We start from the raw sequence: 23,680 nt of genomic DNA on the forward strand, positions 1-23,680 counted from the left end.
TTCCTTCAGTTTCCTCGTGCCCACCGGCCGAGGACGGGGACGCATTCCTCGGCGAAGTACTCGTAGTCGGCGGCCGTGTTGTAGACGTGGGCGGACAGCCGCATGTAGCCGATGCCGTCGAAGCTGGTGAAGGCCGCTTCCACGCCCAGTTCGACAGCCACCCGGTCGCGCAGCGCGTCGGCCTCCAGGCGGTCGGCGGCGAGCCCGTCCGGGAGGCGCACCAGGCGCATCCCGGGGACGGGCATGCCGACGTCGACCGCGCCGTCGCTGTCCGCGCCGGCCGTTTCGGCGAGCGCGCCGCCGATGACACGGGCGCCGTAGTCGGCAAGTTCGTCCATGTAGCGGCGGGCGGCGGGCCAGCCCCAGGTGCGCTCGATGAACGCCAGCGATGTCGGCGCGGCGAGGTAGGAGGTGGCGTCGACGGTCCCCTGGGTGTCGAAGCGGTCCGGGAACGGATCGGCTGCGGCCCAGGAGTCGATGAGCGGGTAGAGCCGGTCGCGCAGGGGGCCGCGGGCGACCAGGGCCGCCGTGCCGCGCGGGGCGCAGCCCCACTTGTGCAGGTTGCCGGTCCAGACGTCGTAGGTGGCGTCGGCGAGCGGGGAGTCGAGCAGGCCGGGCGCGTGGGCGCCGTCCACGAGGACGGGGATGCCGCGCCGACCGGCCTCCGCCCCGATGCGCTCCACCGGGAACCGACGCGCGGTCGCCGACGTGATCTGGTCGACGACGACCAGCTCGGTGGCATCGCCGAGTTCGGCGACCACGGCCTCGTATGCCTGGTCCTCGTCCGCGTCCAGTGGCACCCGGGCGGTACGGACCCGGCCGCCCCAGCGTCGTGCCAGCCGCTCGGCACCCATCGTCACGGCTCCGTAGCCGTGGTCGGTGACGACGATCTCCCCGCCGGGACGCAAGCTGAGTGCGGCGTAGACGACACTCGCACCGGCGCTGGCGTTCGGTACCAGGGCGAGGTCGCCGGCGCTGACGCGCAGGAAGTCGGCGAGCTCGACACGGGCCGAGGCGAGCCGCTGGGGGAGCGCGGGGAACCACACCACGGGTGAGCGTTCCATCTCCACGCGCAGCAGTTCCTGCCGCTCCTGGGCCACCAGCGGGACGGCCCCGAAGGAGCCGTGGTTCAGATGCTTGAGGGCAGGATCCAGCGACCACGCCCGGTCGGCGGGCCGACCGTCCGCAAGCAGCAGAGGGCGCGGTGCGGTGGTCACCTCGGTCTCGCTCACAGGACTCCACATCTGGGCAGGGCGGGCTCACGGAAGATCGGAATCCGCCGGACACGTTTGATGACTCGGCATCCTGCACTACCTTTCTCGAAGGAAACAAGGGTCGTACAGTGAAAGTCATCAGATGACTTCGGAGTGACACGCATCCGACACATCTGACACTCGCTACAGTGCTCCAAGGGGACGGCGGTGTGATCGCCGGACCGGCAGGGGAGGAAGAGGGACGGATGTCCGCAGTCGAGAAGGCGTTCCACGGCCTACGGCACATGATCGGGACGGGGCGCCTCGGTCCGGGCGACCGCATTCCCCCCGAGGGCGAGCTCTGTGAGGAGTTGGGGGTCTCCCGCGGGTCGCTGCGCGAGGCCGTACGGATGCTCGCCGCCCTGGGCGTCATCGAGCCGCGGCACGGCTCGGGCACCTACGTCTCACAACTGAGGCCCGAGGACGTGATCGGCAGCCTCTCCCTGACCCTCGAACTCCTCCCGCTCTCGGGCCTGTTGGAGGTCTACGAGATCCGGCGCGTCCTGGAGGCCCACGTGGCCGCCCAGGCGGCGGCGCGCTGCACACCAGAGACCGTGCGCACGCTGTTCTCCCTCATCGAGGACATGGAGGCCACGAGCGACCCCACCAAGGCATCCGAACTCGACCACCGCTTCCACGCGGAGATCGCACGCGTGGGCGGCAATCCCACCCTGGCCACTCTCCTGGCGGTCTTCCGCGCCCGCTCCCGCAAGTACCAGGTCTTCACCCTGCCCGAAGGCCCCGACCTGCGCAGGAAGAGCGACGACGACCACCGCGTCCTGGCCACCGCCATCGCCGACCGTGACCCCGTGGCCGCGGCGGGCGCGGCACAGGCGCATGTCGCGCAGACGGAGCGGTGGCTGCGGGCGTTCATGCCGCCGGTGGAAGAGGCCGACGGACCTGCCCGGCGGGACTCGGCCTAGGACCCAAGCCGTCGGCGGTCGTCCTCGTCCCACTTGCTGGTGTCGCGAGGCTCTACGTACGGCTCCTTCTCGGCGGGGTGACCGCCCGCGACGGCACGTTGGCGAGCCAGCTCCGCATCGCACTCCAGGCCCAGCAGGATCGCCAGGTTCGTGATCCACATCCAGACCAGGAAGATGATCACGCCCGCGAAGGTGCCGTAGGTCTTGTTGTACGAGCCGAAGTTCGCCGCGTACACCGCGAAGCCGGCCGAGGCGATCAGCCAGATCGCCAGTGCCAGGAAACTGCCCGGCGTGACCCAGCGGAAGCCGCGGACCTTGGCGTTCGGAGTGGCCCAGTAGAGGATCGCGATCATGGTCGAGACCAGGAGGACGAGCACCGGCCACTTCGCGATCGACCACACGGTGAGCGCTGTGTCGCCGATACCCAGTGAGGAGCCGACTTCTTGGGCCAGGCCGCCGGTGAACACGACGATCACCGCGCTGATGACCGCCATGACCAGCAGGGTCACCGTCACACCGACGCGGACCGGCAGCACCTTCCACACCGGGCGGCCCTCCGGGACGTCGTACACCGCGTTGGCGGTCCTGATGAACGCGGCGACGTAGCCGGAGGCCGACCACACGGCGAGGAGCAGACCCACGGCGGCCATGGCGGACCCGATGCCGGCGTTGCCCTGCATCTGCTGAACGGCGCTGGTGAGCACGTCTCGCGCGGCGCCGGGGGCCAGCTTCTGGATGTTGTCCAGCACTCGCTGCGTCGCGGACTCCCCGATGACTCCGAGCAGCGAGATGAGCGCCAGCAGCGCCGGGAACAGGGCGAGGATGCCGTAGTAGGTCAGCGCCGCGGCCCGGTCGGTGAGCTCGTCCTTCTTGAACTCCTTCAGGGTGCCTTTCAGCACCGCGACCCAGGAGCGCTTGGGCAGGTCCGTGGGACTGTCCGGCGCTCGCCGCTCCACCTGTTCGTCCGGGCCGGCCTCGGATGCCCGCCCGGTCTCGGCCGCGCGGTGCCCACCATGCCTCTCGTGCCCTTTCAGCGTCCGTACCATTCCGCACGAGTAACCGGTTGTGCGTCACCCCACACGTATGCGCGGAGGAGAACGGATGGCAGGGCACGAGAGCGGATCCGGCGGCACGGGAGCGCATGGAGCCGCGACCGCGCTGCTGACCCGGCGTACCTCGCGGTCGGTGCGCGCCGCGGTTCTGTTCCTGCACGGCGGATCCGTCGACAGCCGGGCCAGGTCCCGCCACTGGCATCCGGCAGCCGTGCGGATGCGGCCCTTCGTCCGTGCCGTCGCCGCCGCGGTGCCGGATGCCGACGTCCTGCTGGCCGAGGTGCGCTATCGCGTACGGGGCTGGAACGGCCAGGACGCCGATCCGGTCCGCGACGCCCACCGGGCGCTGCGGGAGCTTGCCACACAGGTCGGAGACGTTCCGGTGGTGCTGGTCGGGCACTCGATGGGCGGCCGCGCCGCGCTGCGCGCCGCGGTGGCCCCGGAGGTGCGGGCCGTGCTTGCGCTGGGGCCGTGGTGTCCGGAGGGCGAGCCGGTGGAGCAGCTGCGGGACAAGGACGTGGTCGTGCTGCACGGCGACCGCGACCGCATCACCGACCCGGCCGCGTCGGCGGCATTCGTACGCCGGGCCGGTGTGGCCGGCGCGCGGGCTCACCTGGAACTGGTGAAGGGTGGGGATCACGCCATGATCCGCCGCGGACAGTATTGGCATCGCTCCGTCGCCGCGACCGTCGCCGGGCTGCTGGCGGCGCTTCCGCGACCGGGACAGTAGCGGACGCGGTACGTCGGAGCTCGGTCATCACCTTCGCGCCGTGCGAGTGGGCGTCGTCCCTCCTCGCCGGGGTGTCGGGTCAGCGCGGGCTCGGCAGTCCTGCCTGCTCCGCGTCCGGCGTGCACGCGCGCAGGATGGACGCGATCACGTCGTCGAGTCCGTGCTCCAAGACCACCGGTGGCAGCATTCCGCTCACTGCCAGGCTGGCGTAGCCGTGCAGGGCCGCGAAGATCGGCAGGGCGACGCGCTCCAGCTGTCCCTCCCGCACTTCGCCGCTTCGCTGCCCGTCGCCGATGAGGCCGAGGAGTTGCTCGGACCAGCGGTGGGCACTCGCCCCAAGCTCCTGCGACGCCTGCGGGCTGTGCTTGACGGAGAACATCAGGTCGAGCAGGGCGGCGTTGTTCACGGCGAAGCCGACGTAGGCGCGGGCCGCGGCGCCGAGTCGGTCGCCGAAGGATGCGCCGTCGAGGTTCTGTTGGGAGGTCGTGATGGCCTCCGCGAGCCGCTCGAAACCGGTCAGGGCCAGCGAGTCCAGCAGCGCCTGCTTGGTCTTGAAGTGGCGGCTGGGAGCGGCGGGACTCACCCCGATGTCGCGGGCCAGCTCCCGCAGTGACAGTGCCCCGGGCCCCCGCTCGCGCAGGGCCTGCTCGGCGCGCGTGAGCAGGGCGGTCGGGAGGTCTCCGTGGTGGTAGGGGCGGCTCGTCATGCCCTCAGCCTAGCGTCGGCGTGAGCAACGCCCACATTGTGAGCGTTGCATACATTGTTATCACCGCTTACATTGGAGGCATGGCAAAGAACCAGAACCCTCAGCCCTGGACCACCACTGACATCCCCGACCAGAGGGGCCGTACCGCCGTCGTGACCGGTGCCAACAGCGGACTCGGCCTCGCGACCGTCGAGGCGCTGGCCGGCGCCGGCGCCCACGTCGTTCTCGCCGTCCGGGACACCGGGCGCGGCGAGAGCGCGGCGGCGGCCGTCAACGGCAGCGTGGAGGTACGCCGCCTCGACCTGGCCGACCTGTCCTCGGTCCGCGAGTTCGCCGCCGCCTGGCATGGCGACCTGGACCTGCTCATCAACAACGCCGGCGTCATGAACATCCCCGAAGCGCGCACCAAGGACGGCTTCGAGATGCAGTTCGGCACCAACCATCTGGGCCACTTCGCCCTGACCAACCTGCTGCTGCCGCATATCACCGACCGTGTGGTGACCCTGTCGTCCACCGGACACAGGGCGCCCGGCAACCCCCGCATCCGCTTCGACAACCTCGACCTCGCCGGCGAGTACCACCCGATGGCCGCCTACAGCCAGTCCAAGCTCGCCAACCTGCTCTTCACCCTTGAGCTCCAGCGACGGCTCACCGGGGCGGGCTCACCGGTCCGCGCCCTCGCCGCCCACCCCGGCTGGGCCGCCACCAACCTCCAGAGTCACGACGCCAATTTCCTGCGCGGCCTCGCTCTCCGCCTCGGCAACAGGCTCGTCGCCCAGGACAGCCGGGCCGGGGCGCTGCCCACCCTGTACGCCGCCGTCCAGGACCTGCCCGGCGCTAGCTTCGTAGGCCCTGACGGCATGTTCGAGATGCGTGGCGCCCCGGCTCTGGTCGGCCGCTCGGCGGCGGCCGGCGACCCCGCCGTCGCCCGACGTCTGTGGACCGTGTCCGAGGAGCTGACCGGTGTCACCTTCCCCGAACTCGCCATCGGCGTCCGGAGCTGAGCAGGCGGCGACGGCCCTAGCTATACCGCGCCGTGGGCGATCAGGCTGTCGGCACAGTCGAGGACCGTCTCGCGCGCGGGTCGTGCTCGCCAGCCGAGGAGCGTGCGCGCCTTCTCGGTGCTGTGCCGGTTACGGCGGCCCAGCGAAGGGGTGATCTCGCGGAGCGAGGGATCCTTGAACCGCGCCGTCAGACGGACCGCGAAGTCCGGGATCCGACGCGTCCTGACCCGGCGGCCGTGTTCACCGAGTCCGTCACGCAGGATGCGGGCCATGTCGGTCATCCACAGGAACTCGCCGGTGGCGAGGAAGCGTTGGCCGGCGGCAGCCGGTGAGGTCATCGCCAGGATGTGCGCATCGACCAGGTCGCGGACATCGACGACCTCGAGACCGATGCGCGGCGCTCCCGCCATCTGCCCCGAGATCATGCGGGCGATGATCCCGACCGATCCGAGGTTGTCGGGCGTGAGTACGGGGCCGAACACGGCGCCGGGGAGCACGGTCGTCAACTCGGTGGGACCGTCGTAGCCCTCCATGTAGTCCCAGGCGGCGCGTTCCGCGAGGGTCTTGGAACGGCGGTAGGGGATCAGTGTCGGGTCGTCCGGGTCGGTCCACAGGGTCTCGTCGGTGATGCCTTCGGAGGCGTACGACGACGGGCTCGCCGCGTTCGCCGCCGACGTCATCACCACGCGCCGTACGCCGGCCGCGGTCGCCGCCCGCAGTACGCGCAGGGTGCCGTCGCGCGCCGGGGCGATGAGGGCTTGGGGGTCGTCGGGGGCGGCGCCCAGCGGGGAGGCGACGTGCAGGACGTACTCGACGCCCTTCATCGCCGCGTCCCAGCCGTCGTCCGCCGTGAGGTCGGCGACGGCGAAACTCAGGCGCCCCGCCGGGTCGACCTCGGTGGAGACGACCTCCGTGACGAACCGCTCGCGCTCGGGGCTGCGCACCGTGGTCCGTACGTCATATCCGCGGTGCAGCAACTCGGCGATGCACCAACCGGCGATGTAGCCGCTGCCGCCGGTGACCAATACCAATTCGGGCATGGGATTCCTCCGTGGAATGGGGTGGGACGGGGCGATGTGCCAGAATGAAACGGAGGGTCCTCCGGTATGTCCTCCAACGTAACGGAGGCCCCTCCGTTTGGCAACTGGCGGCGTGGCCGCGTGGCCTACCGGCACGACCGCCCGACACGACCGCCCGGCACGACCGAATCGGCACGACCGCCCGGCACGACCGAATCGGCACGACCGAATCGGCACGATGGAATCGGCACGATGGAATCGGCATGATTGGATCTCTCACGTGAACCCGCCGCCCGCGAAACCGACCCGGAAAGACGCTCTGGACAACCGGGAGCGCATCCTGGCCGTCGCCCGCGAAGCGCTGTCCGGGTCCGGTTCGGCCTCGCTGACGGCGATCGCCAAGCAGGCGGGCGTGGGCATCGGCACGCTCTACCGGCACTTCCCGACGCGGGAGGCGCTGGTCATGGAGCTGTACCGGCATGACATCCAGTCCCTGATCGACCGTGTCCCGGCCCTCCTGGGGGAGAACCCGCCACTGACGGCGCTCCGCCTCTGGTTCGAGGAGGTCGCGCACTACGGCCGGCTCAAGTTCGGCGTGGCGGAGGTCATCCACGCGGCGACCAACGGCGGTCTCGACGACGAGTACTACGAGCCCTTCGTCGGTGCCATCGCCCGTCTGCTCGAAGCCGGCGCGGATGACGGCACCCTCAAGCCCGGCCTCGACCCGGAGGACGTCCTCCTGCAACTGAGCGTCCTGTGGCGTATCGACCCGGCCCGAGGCGGCGCGGTGCGGGCGGCCCGCATCCTGACCTTGATCGTGGACGGACTCCGGACCAGGTAATCCTGACCGGCCCGCGGTGTGACGGGTGTGGGTGAGGCTCGACGGCATTTCCATCGGATACGCCCAGCCCCGGGCCGTGAAGGGCTGGATACGCCCACCCCCCGGGCTGTGAAGGGCCGGAGCCCGAGCAGCCCGCATCACAGCGCGTAGCGCCGGAGAACACGTGCCGGCACGGATTGCCCGGCATGGTCCCTCGCTCGGCTTGCAGGGCTCGGAATGCCGCGTTTTCGTGGAGGGGAGCCGTCGATGACCCAGGAGTTGCCATGTCGATGTCGTCGTTCGGTTTCGGCTCGCCAAACGCCTTCTGCGGTTTGTTGAACCGGTGTCTTCGGCATGTCACCGACAGCGTCGCCAGGGGTGATCCAACAGGTGCTGAGGAGCTGACTCGACTCTCAGCACTCCCGGCCCTCGATCGAGGAGGCCGCGCATGACGCACCATCACAAGTCCAACAAGGCCGTCGAGGGCGACTGGGAGCATGGCCACAACAGGGGCCTGCCCCGCCGCCCCGACCAGGACGAACTCGCGCAGCTGACGGTACGCGAGCAAAGGGAAGCAGGGCTGATCGGCGAACCCGCGCAGGGCGCGGAGACCCCCTATGGCTGGGAGGGACGCAAGGGCTAGAGACCCGGCGGGAACGCGGGGGCGGTCAGGAACCGCCCCCGATCCATGCCGATGCCCCAGCCTGCCCAGCCGATGCCCCAGCCTGCCCAGCCGAAGCCCACCCGGCCCAGCCGCGATGCGCAGCCGATGCCCACCCGCTGCAGTGCGTCGGCGCCGGGCGCCGGGACAGTGCATGGATGAGACGGCTGCCACGAGAACACCGGCTTCGACTCACCCGCTACGACTCACCCGCCACCACCTGGCCTACCGCGGCGATCGTCGGCATCCTCTACGGGACGATGAGCAGGTCGGACGGCGACGTGTAATCCGCGCCCCGGGTGTCGGTTCAACGCCTTGTCAGCGCGACGATGACAGCTGTATAACGTTGTAAATGTCAAGCACTGGGACTCGGCGCCAGGCTCACGGTGACGACACCGTACCCGCACCGACCACCCGAGTCGGGCCGCTCTGAAAGGGAATGCCGTGCGGGTCAGCCTCAAGGACGTCGCCGCCCATGCCGGGGTCTCCATCAAGACCGTCTCCAACGTGGTGAACAACTACCAGCACGTCACTCCGGCCATGCGTGAACGGGTCCAGCGGTCCATCGACGCGCTCGGCTACCGGCCCAACCTGGCCGCCCGGCACCTGCGCAAGGGCCGCACGGGCATGATCGCGCTCGCCCTGCCGGAACTCGGCAACCCGTACTTCGCCGAACTGGCCGCCGCCGTCATCGATGCAGCCGCCGCCCATGACTACATCGTGCTGCTGGATCACACCGGCGGACGCCGCGAACAGGAACTCCTGGTCAGTCAGGGCTTCCGCGCGCGCGTCATCGACGGACTCATCCTCAGCCCCATCGAGTTGGAGGCCGAAGACCTGCGCGACCGTGCGGAGAACGTGCCGCTGGTGCTGCTCGGGGAGCGTGACTACGACCTCCCCTACGACCACATCGCCATCGACAACGTCGCCGCGGCGCGCGCCGCCGTCCGGCACCTGGTCGGCCTCGGACGCCGGGAGGTGGCGTTCATCGGCGACCGGCGCGGCCGCAGCGAGCCCGCGCAACTGCGCGTACGCGGCTGGCGCGAGGAGCTCACCGCCGCCGGACTCCCCGCCGACGACGGGCTCGTGGCCGCCACCGACGGCTGGGGGCATGCGGACGGCGCGGCGGCCATGACGCGGATCCTCGACGCCGGCCGGCGCCCCGACGCGATCTTCGCGTACAACGACCCGATGGCCATCGGCGCCATGCGCGTCCTGCACGAGCGCGGACTGCGCGTCCCCGAGGACATCGCGGTCGTCGGCTTCGACGACGTGGTCGAGGGACACTTCGGCGCGGTGACGCTCACTTCCGTGTCGCCGGACAAGTCAGCCATCGGCCGACTGGCCGTGGAGTCGGTGCTCGCCCGGCTGGGCGGCGAGGCTCCCGAACCCCGCCGAGTCTGGGCGGAGTACCGCCTGGTCGAGCGGGAGAGCACCCTCGGGCGCGGCGCGCCGAAGGACCGTCGGCAAGGCTGACCCGCCGACGGGCGCCGGTTCGTACGGGTACGGCCGCGGTGACCACTTCACCGACTCCGGCTGAAACCCTGCTTCCCGCTGCCTATTCCCTGCTTCCCGCTATCCACCCCCTGCTTCCCGCTCCCTGCTCCCCGCTTCCCGCTCCCGACTTCCCGCTTCCTGCTTGCTGCGCCCGGTGGGCACCCGCGGCTGCCGCAAAGAGCCTGGTCGCCCGAGGGCCGGAGGCCCTACGGGAGTTGACGCACGCCCTCAACCCGCGGTCGGGTAAGCGCTTCCCCCGTATCCCTGCCTTCCCAGGATGCACACAGGTGTGCGCACAGGGGGTTTACAGCGTCCTTCCAACGATGTAAAAACCTCCTTGCGGCGGGCCCGACAACGTTGCCCGCCAGGGGAGATGCACCGTTTCTGCTCCTGTGTCAGCTCCCCAGTTCCCTTTCAGCGTCGCCCGGATCGGGGTCACCATGCAGCGCACCACTCACCGTCCTCGTCTCCTCACCCGCCCCGGGGTCGTGGCCCTGGCCGCCGCTGTGGCCTTGACCGCCGGCGCCTGCGCGAAGTCGGAGGACGACGCGTCGAAGGACACACAGTCCCCGGCGGCCGCCGGAGCCGAACAGAAGGTCGTCACACCGAAGCCGGGCAGCAAGACCTGTGCGATCGACGCCTACGGCGCCGAGAAGCTGGATCTGAAGAACGCGACAGTGGGCTTCTCCCAGTCGGAGAAGGAGGCCAACCCGTTCCGCATCGCGGAGACCCAGTCCATCAAGGACGAGGCGAAGAAGCGGGGCGTCAAGCTGCTGACGGCCAACGCCCAGTCGCAGTTCTCCAAGCAGATCAGCGACGTCCAGGACCTGCTCGCCAAGGGCGCCGACCTGCTGGTGATCGCCCCGCTCAACTCCGACGGCTGGGACCCGGTGCTGCAGGCCGCGGCCGCCAAGAAGGTCCCGATCGTCACGATCGACCGCAAGATCAACGCCACCGCCTGCAAGGACTACGTCTCCTTCATCGCCTCCGACTTCGTCGAGCAGGGCAAGCGCGCCGCCGACCAGATGATCGAGGCGACCGGCGGCAAGGGCGAGGTCGCCATCCTCCTCGGCTCGGCCGGCAACAACGTCACCACCGAGCGCACCAAGGGCTTCAAGGAGCGGATCGCCGAGAAGGCACCGGAGTTGAAGGTCGTGTTCGAGCAGACCGGTGACTTCGCCCGGGAGAAGGGCCAGCAGGTCACCGAGCAGCTCATCCAGTCGAAGCCCGGTATCAAGGGCATCTACGCCGAGAACGACGAGATGGGTCTCGGCGCGGTCGCCGCGCTGAAGGGCGCGGGCAAGAAGGCCGGAGACGTCAAGATCGTGACCGTCGACGGCACCCGCAATGCCGTCCAGGGCATCGTGGACGGCTGGATCAGCGGCGTCATCGAGTCCAACCCCCGGTTCGGCCCGCTGGCGTTCCAGACCCTCGACACCTTCACCAAGGGCGAGGAAGTCCCGCAGGACGTCATCATCCAGGACAGCGCCTACGACGCGGACAACGCGAAGTCGGAGATCGGCAAGGCGTACTGAACCCGCGGGGGCCCGGCCGAGGCCGGGCCCCCGACCCACTCCTGCATTCCTTCTTCTTCCTGGAGGCACAGGTGGCACCCCCCGCCGAAGTCCTCGCCGTCCGCGGACTGAGCAAGTCCTTCCCCGGCGTCCGGGCCCTGGACGACGTGGACCTCACCCTGCACGCCGGTGAGGTCCACGCCCTCATCGGCGAGAACGGCGCCGGCAAGTCGACCCTCATCAAGCTCCTCACCGGCGTGTACCGCCCCGACGCCGGCGAGATCACCTTCCAGGGCGACAAGGTCTCCTTCGCCACGCCCCTGGACGCGCAGAAGGCGGGCATCTCGACCATCTACCAAGAGGTCAACCTGATCCCGCTGCTCAGCGTGGCCCGCAACCTCTTCCTCGGTCGTGAACCGCGCAACCGCTTCGGCGTGCTGGACATCGCCCGCATGAACCGGGAGGCCGAGGAGACCCTGCGCGGCTACGGCGTCCGCGTCGACGTCCGCCGGCCGCTGCGCACCCTCGGAGTCGGCGCCCAGCAGATGGTGGCCCTGGCCCGAGCCGTCGCCACCGACGCCCGCATCGTCATCATGGACGAACCGACCTCGTCCCTCGAACCGCGCGAGGTCGAGACCCTGTTCTCGGTGATCCGGCGCCTGCGCGACGCGGGCATCGCCGTCGTCTACGTCAGCCACCGCCTCGACGAGCTCTACGCCGTGTGCAGCACGGTCACCGTGCTCCGCGACGGCCGGCGCGTCCACCACGGCCGGCTGGCCGACCTCGACCGCCTCGCCCTCGTCTCCACCATGCTCGGCCGCGACCTGGGCGAGGTACGCGAGGAAGGTCTCACCAAGTTCACCGGCGACCACGAGGCGACCGACAGCCAACCCGTGCTGGACGCCCGGGAACTGACGGTGCCGCACAAACTGCACGAGGTGTCCCTGAGCATCAGGCCCGGTGAGGTCGTCGGCCTGGGCGGACTCCTCGGCTCCGGCCGTACCGAGACCGCGAAGGCCATCTCCGGTGCCCTGCCCGTCCGTTCGGGCCGGATCACGGTGGCCGGCGTCCCGCTGCGCGGCGGTTCGGCGCCGGCCGCCATCCGGGCGGGCGTCAGCCTGCTGCCCGAGGACCGCAAGAGCGAGGGCATCGTCCCCGGCCTTTCGGTCCGGGAGAACATCGCGCTCGCCGTCCTGCCCCGCCTCTCCCGCTTCGGCCTCGTCTCCGAGGCCCGCGTCGACAGCGTCGTCGACACCTTCATCAAGCGGCTGCGCATCAAGGCCTCCTCACCGCACCAGAAGGTCGGGGAACTCTCCGGCGGCAACCAGCAGAAGGTGCTGCTCGCCCGCTGGCTCGCCATGAACCCCAAGGTGCTCCTGCTCGACGAGCCCACCCGCGGCATCGACGTCGGCGCCAAGGCCGAGGTGCAGAAACTCGTGGACGAACTGGCCGCCGACGGCCTGGGCGTCCTGCTCATCTCCTCCGACCTGGAGGAACTGATCGAAGGGTCCGACCGCGTGGTCGTACTGAAGGACGGTGCCGTCGTCGGCGAACTGACCGGCGACGACGTCACCGAGGACAAGCTGATGCGCACCATCGCCGGGGACGCCCAGGTGGAGCACCTGGCCAAGGAGGTGGCCACCGATGGCTGAGGCCACCCTCCGCACCGCCCCGCTGGACAAGGCCCGCGTGCTCCAGTGGCTCCAGACGTACGGCGTCTACGCGGGCGTCGCGGCGCTGCTCGTCGTCAACACCGTCATCACCCCGCACTTCCTCTCCGCCGAGAACTTCCGCACCCAGGCCGTCCAGGTCGCCCCCGTCATCATCGTCGCCCTCGGCATGGCCCTGGTCATCGGCACCGAGGGCGTGGACCTGTCCGTCGGTGCCGTGATGGCACTGGCGGCGTCCGTCACCGCGCTCTACCTCGGCTACGGGCTGCTGCCCGCCCTGCTCGTGGTCGCGCTGTTCGCCGCCGCGGTCGGACTGGCCAACGGTGCGCTGGTCGCGCTCGTCGGCGTACAACCGATCGTCGCCACCCTGGCGCTCATGGTCGGCGGCCGGGGCCTCGCCCTGGTGCTGCTGCCCCAGCTGGAGGACCTGCGCAACCCCTCCCTGGCCTCCCTGGGTTCCGGCGACTTCCTCGGCATCCCGTACCTCATCCTGATCGCCGCCGTCCTGGCCGTGCTGGTGGCCTTCGTGGTGCGTCGCACCACCTTCGGACGCCAGCTCCTCGCCATCGGCGACAGCCGGCCCGCCGCGCAGCTCGCAGGTCTGCCGGTGCGGCGCGTACTGATCGTCGTGTACGTCGTGTGCGCGCTGCTGGCCGCCGTCGCCGGTGTGCTGGCCACCGCCCGTCTCCAGGCCGGCGACCCGACGTCGCTGGGCAACCTGATGGAGCTCTCGGCGATCACGGCGGTCGTCGTCGGCGGTACCCCGCTGACCGGTGGCCGGGTCAACATCGCCGGCACCGTCGCGGGAGCCGTCCTGATCCAGCTGCTCACCGCCACCCTCATCAAGCACGATCTGCCGCCCTCCTGGACCCAGATCGCCCAGGCCATAGTGATCGTCGCCGCGGTCTACGCGGCACGGGGACGGGGGAAGCGATGACCGTCACGAAAACGGACGCGCCTGTGACCACCGCGAGCAGCAAGCCGACGGGGGAGAGCGAACCGGTCGGCTCCGCCCGCTCCGAACGGCTGAGCGCCCTGATCCAGCAGCATGGCGCGCTGGCCGTGCTGGTACTCGTCTCCCTGGTGGCGTCGTTCTCCTTCGACTCCTTTGCCACCGGCGACAACATCAGCAACATGGCGACGAGTTCGGCCTTCCTGGCGATCGTCGCCCTCGGCATGACCTTCGTGATCATCACCGGCGGCATCGACCTGTCCGTAGGCTCGCTGTTCGCCCTCGGCGGCGTCCTCGCGGCCTGGGGATCACGGCACGGCACCCTGGTGGCGCTGCTGCTGCCGCTGGCGGTGTGCGGACTGATCGGCGTCGTCAACGGACTCCTCGTCGCCCGCTCCCGCCTCGCCCCGTTCATCGTCACCCTCGCCGCCATGCTGGGCGCGCGCGGCCTGCTGCTCGCCATCACCGACGAGGGCGCGGACACCTTCCTGATCGGCAAGGGCTCCTTCCTCGCCGAACTGGGCCAGGGCACCACCCTGGGCCTGGGCAACCCGGTGTGGATCACCCTGGCCCTGTTCGTGGCGGGCGCCGTCGTACTGCGCCGCACCCGATTCGGACAGCACGTGTACGCGGTCGGCGGCAACGAGGACGCGGCGGCCCTGATGGGCGCCCCGGTCGCCCGCACCAAGATTCTCGTCTACACCCTGTCCGGACTCCTCGCCGGGCTCGCCGGTGCCCTCAACGCCGCCTGGCTCGCCTCCGGTGTGACCATCCTCGGCAACGGCATGGAACTGGAGGCCATTTCCGCCGTGGTCATCGGCGGGACCCTGCTGACCGGCGGGCTCGGCTACGTCAGCGGCTCCCTGGTCGGCGTACTGCTGTTGAAGGTCATCCAGAACGTCATCAACCAGATCGGCTCCCTCGACTCCTCCTACCAGCAGGTCGTCAGCGGCGCCTTCCTCGCCGTCGTAGTCATAGCCCAGACCTGGCTGGGCCGCAGACGACAACTCATGTGAAAGCCCCGGACCCGGCGGTCGAGCCCCCACGGCCGGCCGCCGCGTCCGGTTCCAGGCGGCCCGAGCCCTCTCGGGCCGCCGTCCGCACGCGCACGTCTCCCACCCCACGATTCAAGGAGGCACGATGCGTCGAGTACCCGCAGGCCGAAGGCCGTTGGACTGGCTGAGACAGCTAGCGCGGTGGGCGACCACCGCGCTCGCCGCGCTCACCCTGGTCGGCGGCACGGCACTGACGGCCACCGGGTCCGCGGCCGCCGCACCCCGGGCGTGGACTCCCAAGCCGTCCCCCATGACCACCCCCTGGACCAACCAGGTCCCCACCGACAACCCGCTCCCGGAATACCCCCGCCCCCAACTCACCCGCCCCGACTGGGCCAACCTCAACGGCATCTGGGACTTCGCCGTCACCTCGGCGGACGCCGGACAGCCCGACACCTTCACCGAGCAGATCCGCGTTCCGTTCGTCGCCGAGTCCGCGCTCTCCGGCATCCAGCGCAAGATCACCGAGAACGACAAGCTCTGGTACAAGCGCACCTTCACCGTCCCATCGAACTGGAACGGCCGCCGCGTTCAGCTCAACTTCGGCGCCAGCGACTGGCGTACGACCGTCTGGGTCAACGGCCGCCAGGCCGGCGCCACCCACAGCGGCGGCTACGACGCCTTCTCCTACGACGTCACCGACCTCCTCACCGCCGGCACCAACACGATCGTCGTCTCCGTCTGGGACCCCACCGAGACCGGCACCCAGGCCATCGGCAAGCAGCGGATCCGCGACGTCGCCCCGCACCCCGGCGGAGGCATCCTCTACACCGCCGCATCGGGCATCTGGCAGACCGTGTGGCTCGAACCCACGGCCTCCGCGTACATCAGCCGCCTCGACATGGTGCCCGACCTGGCGAACAACCGCCTCAAGGTCACCGTCCGCGGCACCGGAACGAACGGCCACCAGGCCCGCGTCAGCGTCTCCACCGGCGGCACGACGATCGGCACCGCCACGGGCCCGGTCGGCACCGAGTTCACCGTGCCCGTCCCGAACCCGCACCTGTGGACCCCGGAGGACCCCTTCCTCTACGACGTGAAGGCCGACCTGCTCTCCGGCGGCACGATCGTCGACTCGGTCGGCAGCTACACCGGCATGCGCTCCATCGGCATCGCCCGCGTCGACGGCGTCCTGCGCCCCGTCCTCAACGGCAGGTTCGTCTTCCAGACGGGCACGCTGGACCAGGGCTACTGGCCGGACGGCATCTACACCGCGCCCACCGACGCCGCCCTGCGCCACGACCTGCAGAAGCACAAGGACCTCGGCTTCAACATGGTCCGCAAACACATCAAGGTCGAACCGCAGCGCTGGTTCTACTGGGCCGACCGACTCGGTCTGCTGGTCTGGCAGGACATGCCGTCCATGGAACGCACCCCGGACGCCGCCGCCCGCACCCAGTGGGAGGCCGAGTACGACCGCATCATCGACCAGCACCGCAGCTCACCGTCCCTGGTCATGTGGGTCAATCAGAACGAGGGCTGGGGCCAGTACGACCAGGCCCGCCTCGCCGACAAGGTCAAGGCCGCCGATCCCTCCCGGCTCGTCGACAACATGAGCGGCGTCAACTGCTGCGGTGCCGTGGACGGCGGCAACGGCGACGTCGTCGACCATCACGTCTACGTCGGCCCCGGCACCACCGTGCCCAGCGCCACCCGGGCCGCCGTGCTCGGCGAGTTCGGCGGACTGGGCTTCAAGGTCGCCGGCCACGAGTGGTACCCCGGCGGTGGCTTCAGCTATGAGGACCAGCCCGACCTCGCCCACCTCAACAACCGGTTCGTGGGCCTCATCGACGCCATCCGCGAGGTACGCATGCCGCGCGGCCTGTCCGCCTCGGTCTACACCGAGATCACCGACGTCGAGAACGAGGTCAACGGCCTGCTCACCTACGACCGTCAGGTCGTCAAGGTCGACGAGGCCCGGGTGCGCGCGGCCAACCGCGCCCTCATCGACGCCTCCCGCGGCGCGACGGCCCCCATCACCCTGCCCACCGGCCAGTACAAGTCCCTGCGCGTGACGACACCCGGCTACACCGACCGGTTCGTGCGCCACAAGGACGGAGCGGTCTTCACGGAGATCGTGGGCGGCGGCAGCGACGGCCTGCTGAAGAACGACGCCACCTGGAAGATCGTCCCCGGACTCGCCAACAGCTCCTGCTACAGCTTCGAGTCGCGCAACTACCCCGGCGAGTACCTGCGCCACCGCGACTACCGCGTCTACAAGGAAGCCGGCAGCGGCGATCTGTACCGGGCCGACGCCACCTTCTGCCCCGTCCGGGGTGCGAACGGGGGTGTGCGGCTGTCCGCCTACAACTTCCCGGAGCAGTACCTGCGCCACTACAACGCCGAGTTGTGGCTCACCACCCCGGGTGGCACCCACACCTGGGACAACCCCGCTCTCTTCACGGAGGACACCACGTGGACCGTGGAAGCCCCTTGGGCACCGTGAGGGAAGAGTAAATCGGGTGGGCCCCGGCGGGGGAGTACCCTCGCCGGGGCCCAGTCGTCGTCGCTGCCGCTACGGCTTCTCGTCCGTGTACAGCGCGCTCACCTCCTCGGCGGTGAGCGCCTTGTCATAGGCGTGGACCTCGTCGACGGCGCCGTTCCAGAAGTCCGTGTCGTTGCCGCCCCACTGGGCGCGGCCGACGGCCAGGGAGCCGGTGCTGGGGTAGGCCGCGCCGCCGGTGGCGGTCGCCGCCGACTTGCCGTCGACGTACAGCTTGATGGTGTTGTTCGCGCCGTCGCGGACGCCGACCAGGTGGTACCAGCGGCCCTTCTCCGGCGTGGTCACCAGGCGGGCACGGCTCTCGCCCGGGGTGCTGAAGGCGAACGCGCCCTGCCCGTACTGCAGATAGAACGGGCTGGCCTGGCGCCGGGTGTCCTGGCTGACCGCGGTGGCGTAGTTGCCGGGGAGCTCGTCGAGCCGGACCCATGCGGACACCGAGTAGCTTCCGGTGGTGTCGAGCACCGGTCCGTCGGTCTCGGCGTACTGGCCGTTGCCGTCGAACTTCAGCGCGCTGCCGCTGACGCCCGGCGTCCAGGTGGTGCCCGTGGAGAGCGTCAGGGGCTTGGCGTTCGGGCCGGCGTCCTTCGCCGTGGTCCCGGTGCCTTCGTCGAGGGACCAGTGACCGCCGCCCTTCAGCGGCTGCCGCTCGCCCGCGGCGGCACCGGCGGCGATGACCTTGCGATTGATCTCACGGACCCGGACCGGGTCGACCTTGATCTCCCGACGGTCGTACGTGTACAGGCCGTTGAGCTCGTTCTCCAGGTCGGTGATCTGGGTGTAGATCGAACCGGACAGCTCGTTCGCTGCCTGGTCGAGATAGAACTTCTCGGTGTTCTCGACGTACTTGCGGGTCAGCGCCTCCTTGTCGTTGACGCCGCTGTAGATCACCGTCGGGGCGCCCGGCCACATGTGCCCGGGGGTGCGCAGGGTGAAGCCGCCGTGCTCACCGTCCATCGCGGCCCGCTTGTCGTCGGGGAACGGCGGGTCCTCGTTGTTGTAGTCGTGGTGGTCGATGATGTCGCCCTTGCCTGAATCGCCCTTGGAATTGCAGCAGTTGACACCGCTGTGGGCGTTGACGACACGGGACGGGTCGGCTTCCTTCACGGCCTCGGCGATCTTGCCGGTCTCCGTGCGGTCCCACTCGCCCCAGCCCTCGTTGAAGACGATCCAGCCGATCACGGACGGCGCGTTGTGGTGCTCGCGCATCATCTCCCGGCCCTGGCCGACGAAGGCGCGCTGCCCGGTCTCGTTGGTGATGTTGCCGGAGACGAAGTCCTGCCAGACCAGCAGGCCGAGCTTGTCGGCGTGGTAGAACCAGCGCGCGGGCTCCACCTTGATGTGCTTGCGCACGGCGTTGAAGCCGAGTTCCTTGTGCGCCTTCAGGTCGAAGGCCAGGGCCTCGTCGCTCGGCGCGGTGTACAGGCCGTCGGGCCAGAAGCCCTGGTCGAGGGTGGCGAGGGAGAAGACCGGCTTGCCGTTGAGCACCAGTTTCTGGAATCCGCCGACCTTCGCGATGCCTGTCTTGCGCATACCGAAGTAGCTGCCGACCTTGTCGGTCGACCTGCCGTCCGTGAGCTTGACGTCGAGGTCGTAGAGGTAGGGGTCGTCCGGGCTCCACAGGTGCTGCTTCGCGACCGGCAGTCGTAGCTGCTTGTTGGCCGGTCCGCTGACCTTGCCGACGACGTTGCCGCGCTTGTCCCGCGCGACCGCCTCGACCCGGGCCCCGGAGGACGCCTTGTCGGACTCCACCGTCACGGCGAGGCTGCTCGTGTCGATGTCGGGCGTGGAGACAACGTTATCGATCGCGGCGTTCGCGACCGGCTCCATCCAGACGGTCTGCCAGATGCCCGACGACTGGGTGTAGAAGATGCCGCCCGGGTTGGTGGACTGCTTGCCCATCGGCTGGTCGGCGCCCCCGGTGTCGGTGACCGCGACCACGACCTCCTGCGGCCCCGAGCCCTTCAGCGCGTCGGTGATGTCGGCGCTGAACGCGTCATAGCCACCGGTGTGTTCGGCGACCTTGGTGCCGTTGACAAAGACGCGGGCCTGATAGTCCACGGCGCCGAAGTTCAGCTTCAGCCGGTTGCCCTTGCCGTCCTTGCCGACGTTCCAGTCCTTGGGGACGTTCACCAGCCTGCGGTAGAACATGTGGTCCTCGTGCCGCTCAAGGCCGGAGAGCTGCGACTCCACCGGGTACGGCACGACGATCTTCTCGCTGAGGTCCTTGCCGAACACGGGCTGCTCGCCCGCCTTCGCGCCGCTGAACTGCCAGGGTCCGTTGAGGTTCTTCCACTTGGAGCGCACCTGCTGCGGCCGCGGGTACTCCGGCAGCGGGTTCCGCTTGTCGACCTTGTCGCCCCACTTGGTGGTGAGACGGTGGGTGGAGGCGTTGTCGGCGTAGCGGATGACCTTCGGAACGGTCTCGCCGCCCGACGTCAGGCCGCCCTCACCGTCGTAGGTGACCCGGACCTGCTGGTTCTTCTGGACGGGCTCCGCGAGCGTCACGAGCAGGGAGTTGCGGTCCCCGGGGGCGACGGTGACCGACTTCAGGGGCATGGCCGTGGTGTCGGCCTCGACCTTCAAATGGTCCTTGACCGCCTGGAGTTCACCGACCCGGCCCTCGAAACGGGCCCGCAGCCGGCGTCCGTCCGCGGCCACCGACAGCTCCACCGGGTACACCTCGAAGCCCTCGGGCGGAGTGAACGCCGACATCGGCACGAGCTGCTTGGACAGGCCCGGGCCGGCCCAGCGCAGGAACATGTTGGAGCCGCCGAAGTCCTGGAACATCTCCAGGCGGAAGTCGTGCTTCTCGCCGGCGTTGAGCCGGATCGCGGCGCTGGTCTGTTCCCGGTCCCAGTCCGGCTCCCAGTGATCGATGACCGGTTCGCCGTCGATGTAGAGGCGGAAGCCGTTGTCGCCGATGGCGTAGAAGGTGTAGTCGCCGGTGGCGGGTGCCTCGATCTGGCCCGTCCAACGGGCGGTCGTGTGCTCCGTCTTGCCGGTCAGTTCCTGGAAAGTGCTGGTCAGACCCGAGAAGTTGATCTGCGGGTCGAGCAGTGTGCCACCGAGTTCGGCGAAGTCCCGCGCGCCGGGCGCCGACATGCTGAAGTACTCGCCCTTCAGGCCGTGCACCTCGACGTCGGCCGCTTCGGCGGAGAGCGCCGAGGCGCTGCCGGTCGGCTCCGCCGCCGACGCGGTGGCGGCCAGACCGCTCGGGGGAACGACGAGAGCGGCCGTGGCCAGCAGCGCCCACAGTCTGGTCCGTGGGCGGATGTGTTGTCTTGTCATCGAACCTTTCCTCGCACAGAGGCCGCGGACCGGGACCGGTCAGCTGGAAAGACCAGGCCGCAGGAATGACGGAAGACCGGAACGGACGCGGTCGGGCGGCTCTTTCAACGTTGGAAATCTTGCGACAGCCGAAATGACAGCACGGCCCCGGACCGCTGTCCAGACCTCGCGCACCACTCGGTCATCAACCCTCACGGTGCTGCTGCCGAAGGTGACTTGCGGACTCGGCCCTCCATGGCATTGACATGCTCGCGACTCATAACAATGCTGCCGGAGAGCTGTTCCATCGATGGAAAGCGGGCGCCGAAGTGACCATGAGACTTCCTCGCCGGATCACCGGCGTCGCTGCCGTGCTGCTGGCCGGCGTCCTGGCCGCCGTGCTGTCCTTGACGTCCGCCGAGCCGGCCCGGGCGGGTCAGACCAGTCTGCGGGCAGCGGACCCGAGCGTGCTCCGCGTCGGTGGCACCTATGTCTCGGTGCAGTCGTCCGGCGGCGGCATCGTCGTCCGGCAGGCGTCGTCCACGGACGCTCTCGCGAGCGCGCCGGCCCGGCAGGTATGGTCCGACACGCGTAATCGCGGCGAGGTCTGGGCCCCCGAGATCGTGCGGGACGGCGGCCGCTACTACATCTACTTCACGGCGGGCCGCGGACCGGCCCACCGGATGTACGTCATCAGCTCGGCCGTCGCCGACAGCGGATACACGGCCGAGACCGAACTGGCCCTCCCGGACGGCAAATGGGCCATCGACGGAACCCTGTTCACCTTCAACGGGCAGCGCTGGTTCGTGTGGTCCGGCTGGGCCGGCGACACCAACGTCGAGCAGAACCTCTACATCGCCCGTATGAGCAGCCCGACCACCCCGACCGGCGCGCGCCACATCATCTCGCAGCCAAGGGAGAGCTGGGAGCGGGTGGTCGGCAACCCGTTCATCAACGAGGCCCCCGAAGCCATCAAGGACCCGGGCGGCCAACTGCACATCGTGTACTCCGCCAACGGCAGCTGGAGCGAGCAGTACTGCCTGGCCGACCTGCGGCTGCGTGCCGGGGGAGACCCGACGTACGTGTGGGACTGGTACAAGTCCAACGGCTGTCTGTTCGGCTCCAACCGCGCCACGATGATGGCCGGCTGGGACCCGACGCTGCACGTCAACGGCCCCGGCCACCACAGCTTCGTCCTGCTCGACGGCGACATCGGCACCAGCCCGCCGGCCGGCCCGAGGTTCCCGCTGATGTTCCACGCGGTCCCCAAGGGGACGCCGTACGCGTGGGAGAACCGGTACTGGTACACCGGCACGTTCTGCTGGTGGGGCGGCACCACCTACAGCCGCGCCAACGTCCCGGGGCCGAACACGAACACCGGCTGGAGCCTGAAGTTCTTCGAGTGAGTACCGCTGTCGCTCAGAACCTCGGTGCCGGTGCCTGGCTCTCCACCATCCGGGCTGCCTCTTCCGGTGTCGCGACGGACGGCGGCGAGCCCGCCAGTGGCTGCCCTGCCGTCTCCTTCATGCACGCCACAGCGATCACACCGACCACGGCCGCGGCCATGACGTAGTACGCGGGCATCAGATCGGTGCCGGTGACGGAGATCAGCGCCGTGATCACAAGCGGCGTGGTGCCGCCGAAGAGGGAGGCGGAGAGGTTGTAGCCGACGGACAGGGAGCCGTAGCGCACGTGCGTCGGGAACAGCGCGGGCAGTGTCGCCGACATGGTGCCGAGCAGACACACCATCGACAGCCCCAGCATCAGCATCGCGGCCGACACCGCCACCAGGCTGCCCTGCCTGACCAGCAGGAACGCCGGGAGCGACAGGACGAGGAAGCCGAGCATGCCGGCCATCAGCAGCGGTTTCCGGCCCAGCTTGTCGCAGAGCCGGCCCACCTGGTTGATGATCAGCATCAGCGCCGCCATGGTGGCGATCAGAACGAGCAGGCCGTGTGTCTCGGAGTAGCCCATCTCGTCCGACAGATACGTCGGCATGTACGACAGGAGCATGTAGTCGGCGATGTTGTAAGCGCCGACCAGGCAGATGCAGAGGATCAAGGTCGGCCAGAACTCCCGGAAGATCTTCGCCAGATCGCCCTTGGCGGTCGTCTCCACCGCGGAGGCCGCGTCCGAGGCGCGGTGCAGGGACTCGTCCTCCAGCTTCTGGAACGCGGGCGTCTCATCCAGCCTGAGCCGCAGATAGAGGCCGACCAGCCCGAGAGGCCCGGCGACCAGGAACGGCACCCGCCATCCCCAGGACTCCATGCCGCCACTGCCCAGCATGGAGGTCATGAGCGTGACCAGCCCCGCGGCGCCGACGTATCCGGCGAGCGTGCCGAACTCCAGGAAACTGCCGTAGAAACCGCGTCGTTTGTCGGGCGCGTACTCCGCGATGAAGGTGGACGCGCCGCCGTACTCGCCGCCGGTGGAGAAGCCCTGAACCAGCCGGAAGAAGATCAGGAGAACCGGGGCCCAGAAACCGATCGCGGCGTACGAGGGGATCAGGCCGATCGCACAGGTACCGATGGCCATCAGGATCATCGTGAACGCGAGGACCTTCTTACGGCCGATCTTGTCGCCCATCGGCCCGAAGACCATCCCACCGATCGGGCGCACCAGGAAGGACACCGCGAAGGTCGCGAACGACGACAGCAGCTGCACGGTGTCGTTGCCGGACGGGAAGAAGACGTGACCGATGGTGACCGCGAGATAGCTGTAGATCCCGAAGTCGAACCACTCCATGGCGTTACCGAGCGCGGCCGCTTTCACCGCCCGCTTCACAGCCGCCTCGTCGGTGACGGTGATGTCGGTGCGCCGGAGCGGAGGGTTCTTGCGCCGCTGCACAGCCCGGAAGAGCAGGCGATGGCGCCTGACCGCCCCTGGGTCCGGATCGGCCTCGACCAGATCGGAGACGCTGACCGCCATGAGGGGTCCCTTCTGCCAAGCCTGCATGACCGCCGTCACGCCATGCCCGGGTACCCCATCGCTCACACGTGTCCCACTGCCGGGAGCCGACGTCCGCCTCGGCGGGCCGACACACCGGAACAGCCT

19 protein-coding genes are annotated in these 23,680 nt (G+C 69.5%); 13 read left to right on the forward strand and 6 right to left on the reverse strand.

The window, feature by feature from the left end:
* Positions 1-5: 5 nt before the first annotated feature.
* Positions 6-1,232, reverse strand: a complete 1,227-nt coding sequence (locus ACFPQ9_RS22615) for an aminotransferase class V-fold PLP-dependent enzyme (RefSeq protein WP_380856000.1) — start codon at positions 1,230-1,232, stop codon at positions 6-8.
* A 227-nt stretch (positions 1,233-1,459) separates the two neighbouring features.
* On the opposite strand from ACFPQ9_RS22615, the gene ACFPQ9_RS22620 reads away from it, so the two are divergent.
* The gene (locus tag ACFPQ9_RS22620) at positions 1,460-2,176 is read left to right on the forward strand and encodes a FadR/GntR family transcriptional regulator (RefSeq protein WP_380856003.1); all 717 of its coding nucleotides are present in this window, start codon (positions 1,460-1,462) and stop codon (positions 2,174-2,176) included.
* Here ACFPQ9_RS22620 and ACFPQ9_RS22625 read toward each other — a convergent pair.
* Positions 2,173-3,222 (reverse strand): YihY/virulence factor BrkB family protein, encoded by a 1,050-nt coding sequence (locus ACFPQ9_RS22625; RefSeq protein WP_380856006.1) that lies wholly within the window; start codon positions 3,220-3,222, stop codon positions 2,173-2,175. The genes ACFPQ9_RS22620 and ACFPQ9_RS22625 overlap by 4 nt on opposite strands.
* Before the next feature lie 55 nt (positions 3,223-3,277).
* Here ACFPQ9_RS22625 and ACFPQ9_RS22630 point away from each other — a divergent pair, with 55 nt between their 5' ends.
* Entirely contained in the window at positions 3,278-3,958 is a 681-nt protein-coding gene (locus ACFPQ9_RS22630) for a dienelactone hydrolase family protein (RefSeq protein WP_380856009.1), read from the forward strand.
* 79 nt (positions 3,959-4,037) lie between these two features.
* Here the strand turns inward: ACFPQ9_RS22630 and ACFPQ9_RS22635 are convergent, their stop codons facing one another.
* A complete protein-coding gene (locus ACFPQ9_RS22635) occupies positions 4,038-4,664 on the reverse strand; it encodes a TetR/AcrR family transcriptional regulator (protein ID WP_380856012.1) in 627 nt (208 codons plus the stop codon).
* Positions 4,665-4,744: 80 nt separating this feature from the next.
* Between ACFPQ9_RS22635 and ACFPQ9_RS22640 the strand changes: the two genes are divergently transcribed.
* Entirely contained in the window at positions 4,745-5,668 is a 924-nt protein-coding gene (locus ACFPQ9_RS22640; RefSeq protein WP_380856015.1) for an oxidoreductase, read from the forward strand.
* A gap of 20 nt (positions 5,669-5,688) precedes the next feature.
* On the opposite strand, the gene ACFPQ9_RS22645 is transcribed toward ACFPQ9_RS22640, so the two are convergent.
* A complete protein-coding gene (locus ACFPQ9_RS22645; protein WP_380856018.1) occupies positions 5,689-6,708 on the reverse strand; it encodes an NAD-dependent epimerase/dehydratase family protein in 1,020 nt (339 codons plus the stop codon).
* Positions 6,709-6,967: 259 nt separating this feature from the next.
* Between ACFPQ9_RS22645 and ACFPQ9_RS22650 the strand changes: the two genes are divergently transcribed.
* The 9 genes from ACFPQ9_RS22650 to ACFPQ9_RS22690 all read left to right on the forward strand — a co-directional run bounded on the left by ACFPQ9_RS22650 (position 6,968) and on the right by ACFPQ9_RS22690 (position 17,302).
* Positions 6,968-7,528 carry a TetR/AcrR family transcriptional regulator gene (locus tag ACFPQ9_RS22650; protein ID WP_380856021.1) on the forward strand — a complete coding sequence of 187 codons (561 nt, stop codon included), beginning with the start codon at positions 6,968-6,970 and terminating at the stop codon, positions 7,526-7,528.
* A 427-nt stretch (positions 7,529-7,955) separates the two neighbouring features.
* Positions 7,956-8,150, forward strand: a complete 195-nt coding sequence (locus ACFPQ9_RS22655; RefSeq protein WP_380856024.1) for a hypothetical protein — start codon at positions 7,956-7,958, stop codon at positions 8,148-8,150.
* Positions 8,151-8,326: 176 nt separating this feature from the next.
* A complete protein-coding gene (locus tag ACFPQ9_RS22660) occupies positions 8,327-8,455 on the forward strand; it encodes a hypothetical protein (protein ID WP_380856027.1) in 129 nt (42 codons plus the stop codon).
* Between the two features lie 157 nt (positions 8,456-8,612).
* Positions 8,613-9,644 carry a LacI family DNA-binding transcriptional regulator gene (locus ACFPQ9_RS22665; protein ID WP_380856030.1) on the forward strand — a complete coding sequence of 344 codons (1,032 nt, stop codon included), beginning with the start codon at positions 8,613-8,615 and terminating at the stop codon, positions 9,642-9,644.
* 461 nt (positions 9,645-10,105) lie between these two features.
* Complete coding sequence (locus ACFPQ9_RS22670) at positions 10,106-11,200, forward strand: ABC transporter substrate-binding protein (RefSeq protein ID WP_380856033.1); 1,095 nt, start codon at positions 10,106-10,108, stop codon at positions 11,198-11,200.
* Positions 11,201-11,271: 71 nt separating this feature from the next.
* Complete coding sequence (locus tag ACFPQ9_RS22675) at positions 11,272-12,831, forward strand: sugar ABC transporter ATP-binding protein (RefSeq protein ID WP_380856036.1); 1,560 nt, start codon at positions 11,272-11,274, stop codon at positions 12,829-12,831.
* Positions 12,824-13,786 (forward strand): ABC transporter permease, encoded by a 963-nt coding sequence (locus ACFPQ9_RS22680; protein ID WP_380856039.1) that lies wholly within the window; start codon positions 12,824-12,826, stop codon positions 13,784-13,786. Before ACFPQ9_RS22675 ends, ACFPQ9_RS22680 begins: the two co-directional genes overlap by 8 nt.
* The gene (locus ACFPQ9_RS22685) at positions 13,783-14,817 is read left to right on the forward strand and encodes an ABC transporter permease (protein ID WP_380856042.1); all 1,035 of its coding nucleotides are present in this window, start codon (positions 13,783-13,785) and stop codon (positions 14,815-14,817) included. Before ACFPQ9_RS22680 ends, ACFPQ9_RS22685 begins: the two co-directional genes overlap by 4 nt.
* A 124-nt stretch (positions 14,818-14,941) precedes the next feature.
* Positions 14,942-17,302 carry an AbfB domain-containing protein gene (locus ACFPQ9_RS22690; RefSeq protein ID WP_380856045.1) on the forward strand — a complete coding sequence of 787 codons (2,361 nt, stop codon included), beginning with the start codon at positions 14,942-14,944 and terminating at the stop codon, positions 17,300-17,302.
* Positions 17,303-17,371: 69 nt separating this feature from the next.
* Here the strand turns inward: ACFPQ9_RS22690 and ACFPQ9_RS22695 are convergent, their stop codons facing one another.
* Entirely contained in the window at positions 17,372-20,647 is a 3,276-nt protein-coding gene (locus ACFPQ9_RS22695) for a LamG-like jellyroll fold domain-containing protein (protein ID WP_380856048.1), read from the reverse strand.
* A gap of 314 nt (positions 20,648-20,961) precedes the next feature.
* On the opposite strand from ACFPQ9_RS22695, the gene ACFPQ9_RS22700 reads away from it, so the two are divergent.
* Positions 20,962-22,032, forward strand: coding sequence for a glycoside hydrolase family 43 protein (locus tag ACFPQ9_RS22700; RefSeq protein WP_380856051.1), 1,071 nt, complete (start codon positions 20,962-20,964; stop codon positions 22,030-22,032).
* Between the two features lie 13 nt (positions 22,033-22,045).
* Here ACFPQ9_RS22700 and proP read toward each other — a convergent pair whose 3' ends face one another.
* The gene (gene proP, locus ACFPQ9_RS22705; RefSeq protein WP_380856054.1) at positions 22,046-23,554 is read right to left on the reverse strand and encodes a glycine betaine/L-proline transporter ProP; all 1,509 of its coding nucleotides are present in this window, start codon (positions 23,552-23,554) and stop codon (positions 22,046-22,048) included.
* Positions 23,555-23,680: the final 126 nt, after the last annotated feature.

This window comes from Streptomyces coerulescens, assembly GCF_042657965.1.
GTDB lineage: Bacteria > Actinomycetota > Actinomycetes > Streptomycetales > Streptomycetaceae > Streptomyces > Streptomyces coerulescens.

Excerpts from the sequence above, each read along its gene's own strand:
- ACFPQ9_RS22620 (WP_380856003.1), top strand. The coding sequence starts at position 1,460 with ATGTCCGCAGTCGAGAAGGCGTTCCACGGCCTACGGCACATGATCGGG.
- ACFPQ9_RS22630 (WP_380856009.1), top strand. The coding sequence starts at position 3,278 with ATGGCAGGGCACGAGAGCGGATCCGGCGGCACGGGAGCGCATGGAGCC.
- ACFPQ9_RS22670 (WP_380856033.1), top strand. The coding sequence starts at position 10,106 with ATGCAGCGCACCACTCACCGTCCTCGTCTCCTCACCCGCCCCGGGGTC.
- ACFPQ9_RS22685 (WP_380856042.1), top strand. The coding sequence starts at position 13,783 with ATGACCGTCACGAAAACGGACGCGCCTGTGACCACCGCGAGCAGCAAG.
- ACFPQ9_RS22660 (WP_380856027.1), top strand. The coding sequence starts at position 8,327 with ATGAGACGGCTGCCACGAGAACACCGGCTTCGACTCACCCGCTACGAC.
- ACFPQ9_RS22690 (WP_380856045.1), top strand. The coding sequence starts at position 14,942 with ATGCGTCGAGTACCCGCAGGCCGAAGGCCGTTGGACTGGCTGAGACAG.
- ACFPQ9_RS22635 (WP_380856012.1), bottom strand. The coding sequence starts at position 4,664 with ATGACGAGCCGCCCCTACCACCACGGAGACCTCCCGACCGCCCTGCTC.
- ACFPQ9_RS22655 (WP_380856024.1), top strand. The coding sequence starts at position 7,956 with ATGACGCACCATCACAAGTCCAACAAGGCCGTCGAGGGCGACTGGGAG.
- proP (WP_380856054.1), bottom strand. The coding sequence starts at position 23,554 with ATGGCGGTCAGCGTCTCCGATCTGGTCGAGGCCGATCCGGACCCAGGG.
- ACFPQ9_RS22640 (WP_380856015.1), top strand. The coding sequence starts at position 4,745 with ATGGCAAAGAACCAGAACCCTCAGCCCTGGACCACCACTGACATCCCC.
- ACFPQ9_RS22625 (WP_380856006.1), bottom strand. The coding sequence starts at position 3,222 with ATGGTACGGACGCTGAAAGGGCACGAGAGGCATGGTGGGCACCGCGCG.
- ACFPQ9_RS22695 (WP_380856048.1), bottom strand. The coding sequence starts at position 20,647 with ATGACAAGACAACACATCCGCCCACGGACCAGACTGTGGGCGCTGCTG.
- ACFPQ9_RS22680 (WP_380856039.1), top strand. The coding sequence starts at position 12,824 with ATGGCTGAGGCCACCCTCCGCACCGCCCCGCTGGACAAGGCCCGCGTG.
- ACFPQ9_RS22645 (WP_380856018.1), bottom strand. The coding sequence starts at position 6,708 with ATGCCCGAATTGGTATTGGTCACCGGCGGCAGCGGCTACATCGCCGGT.
- ACFPQ9_RS22700 (WP_380856051.1), top strand. The coding sequence starts at position 20,962 with ATGAGACTTCCTCGCCGGATCACCGGCGTCGCTGCCGTGCTGCTGGCC.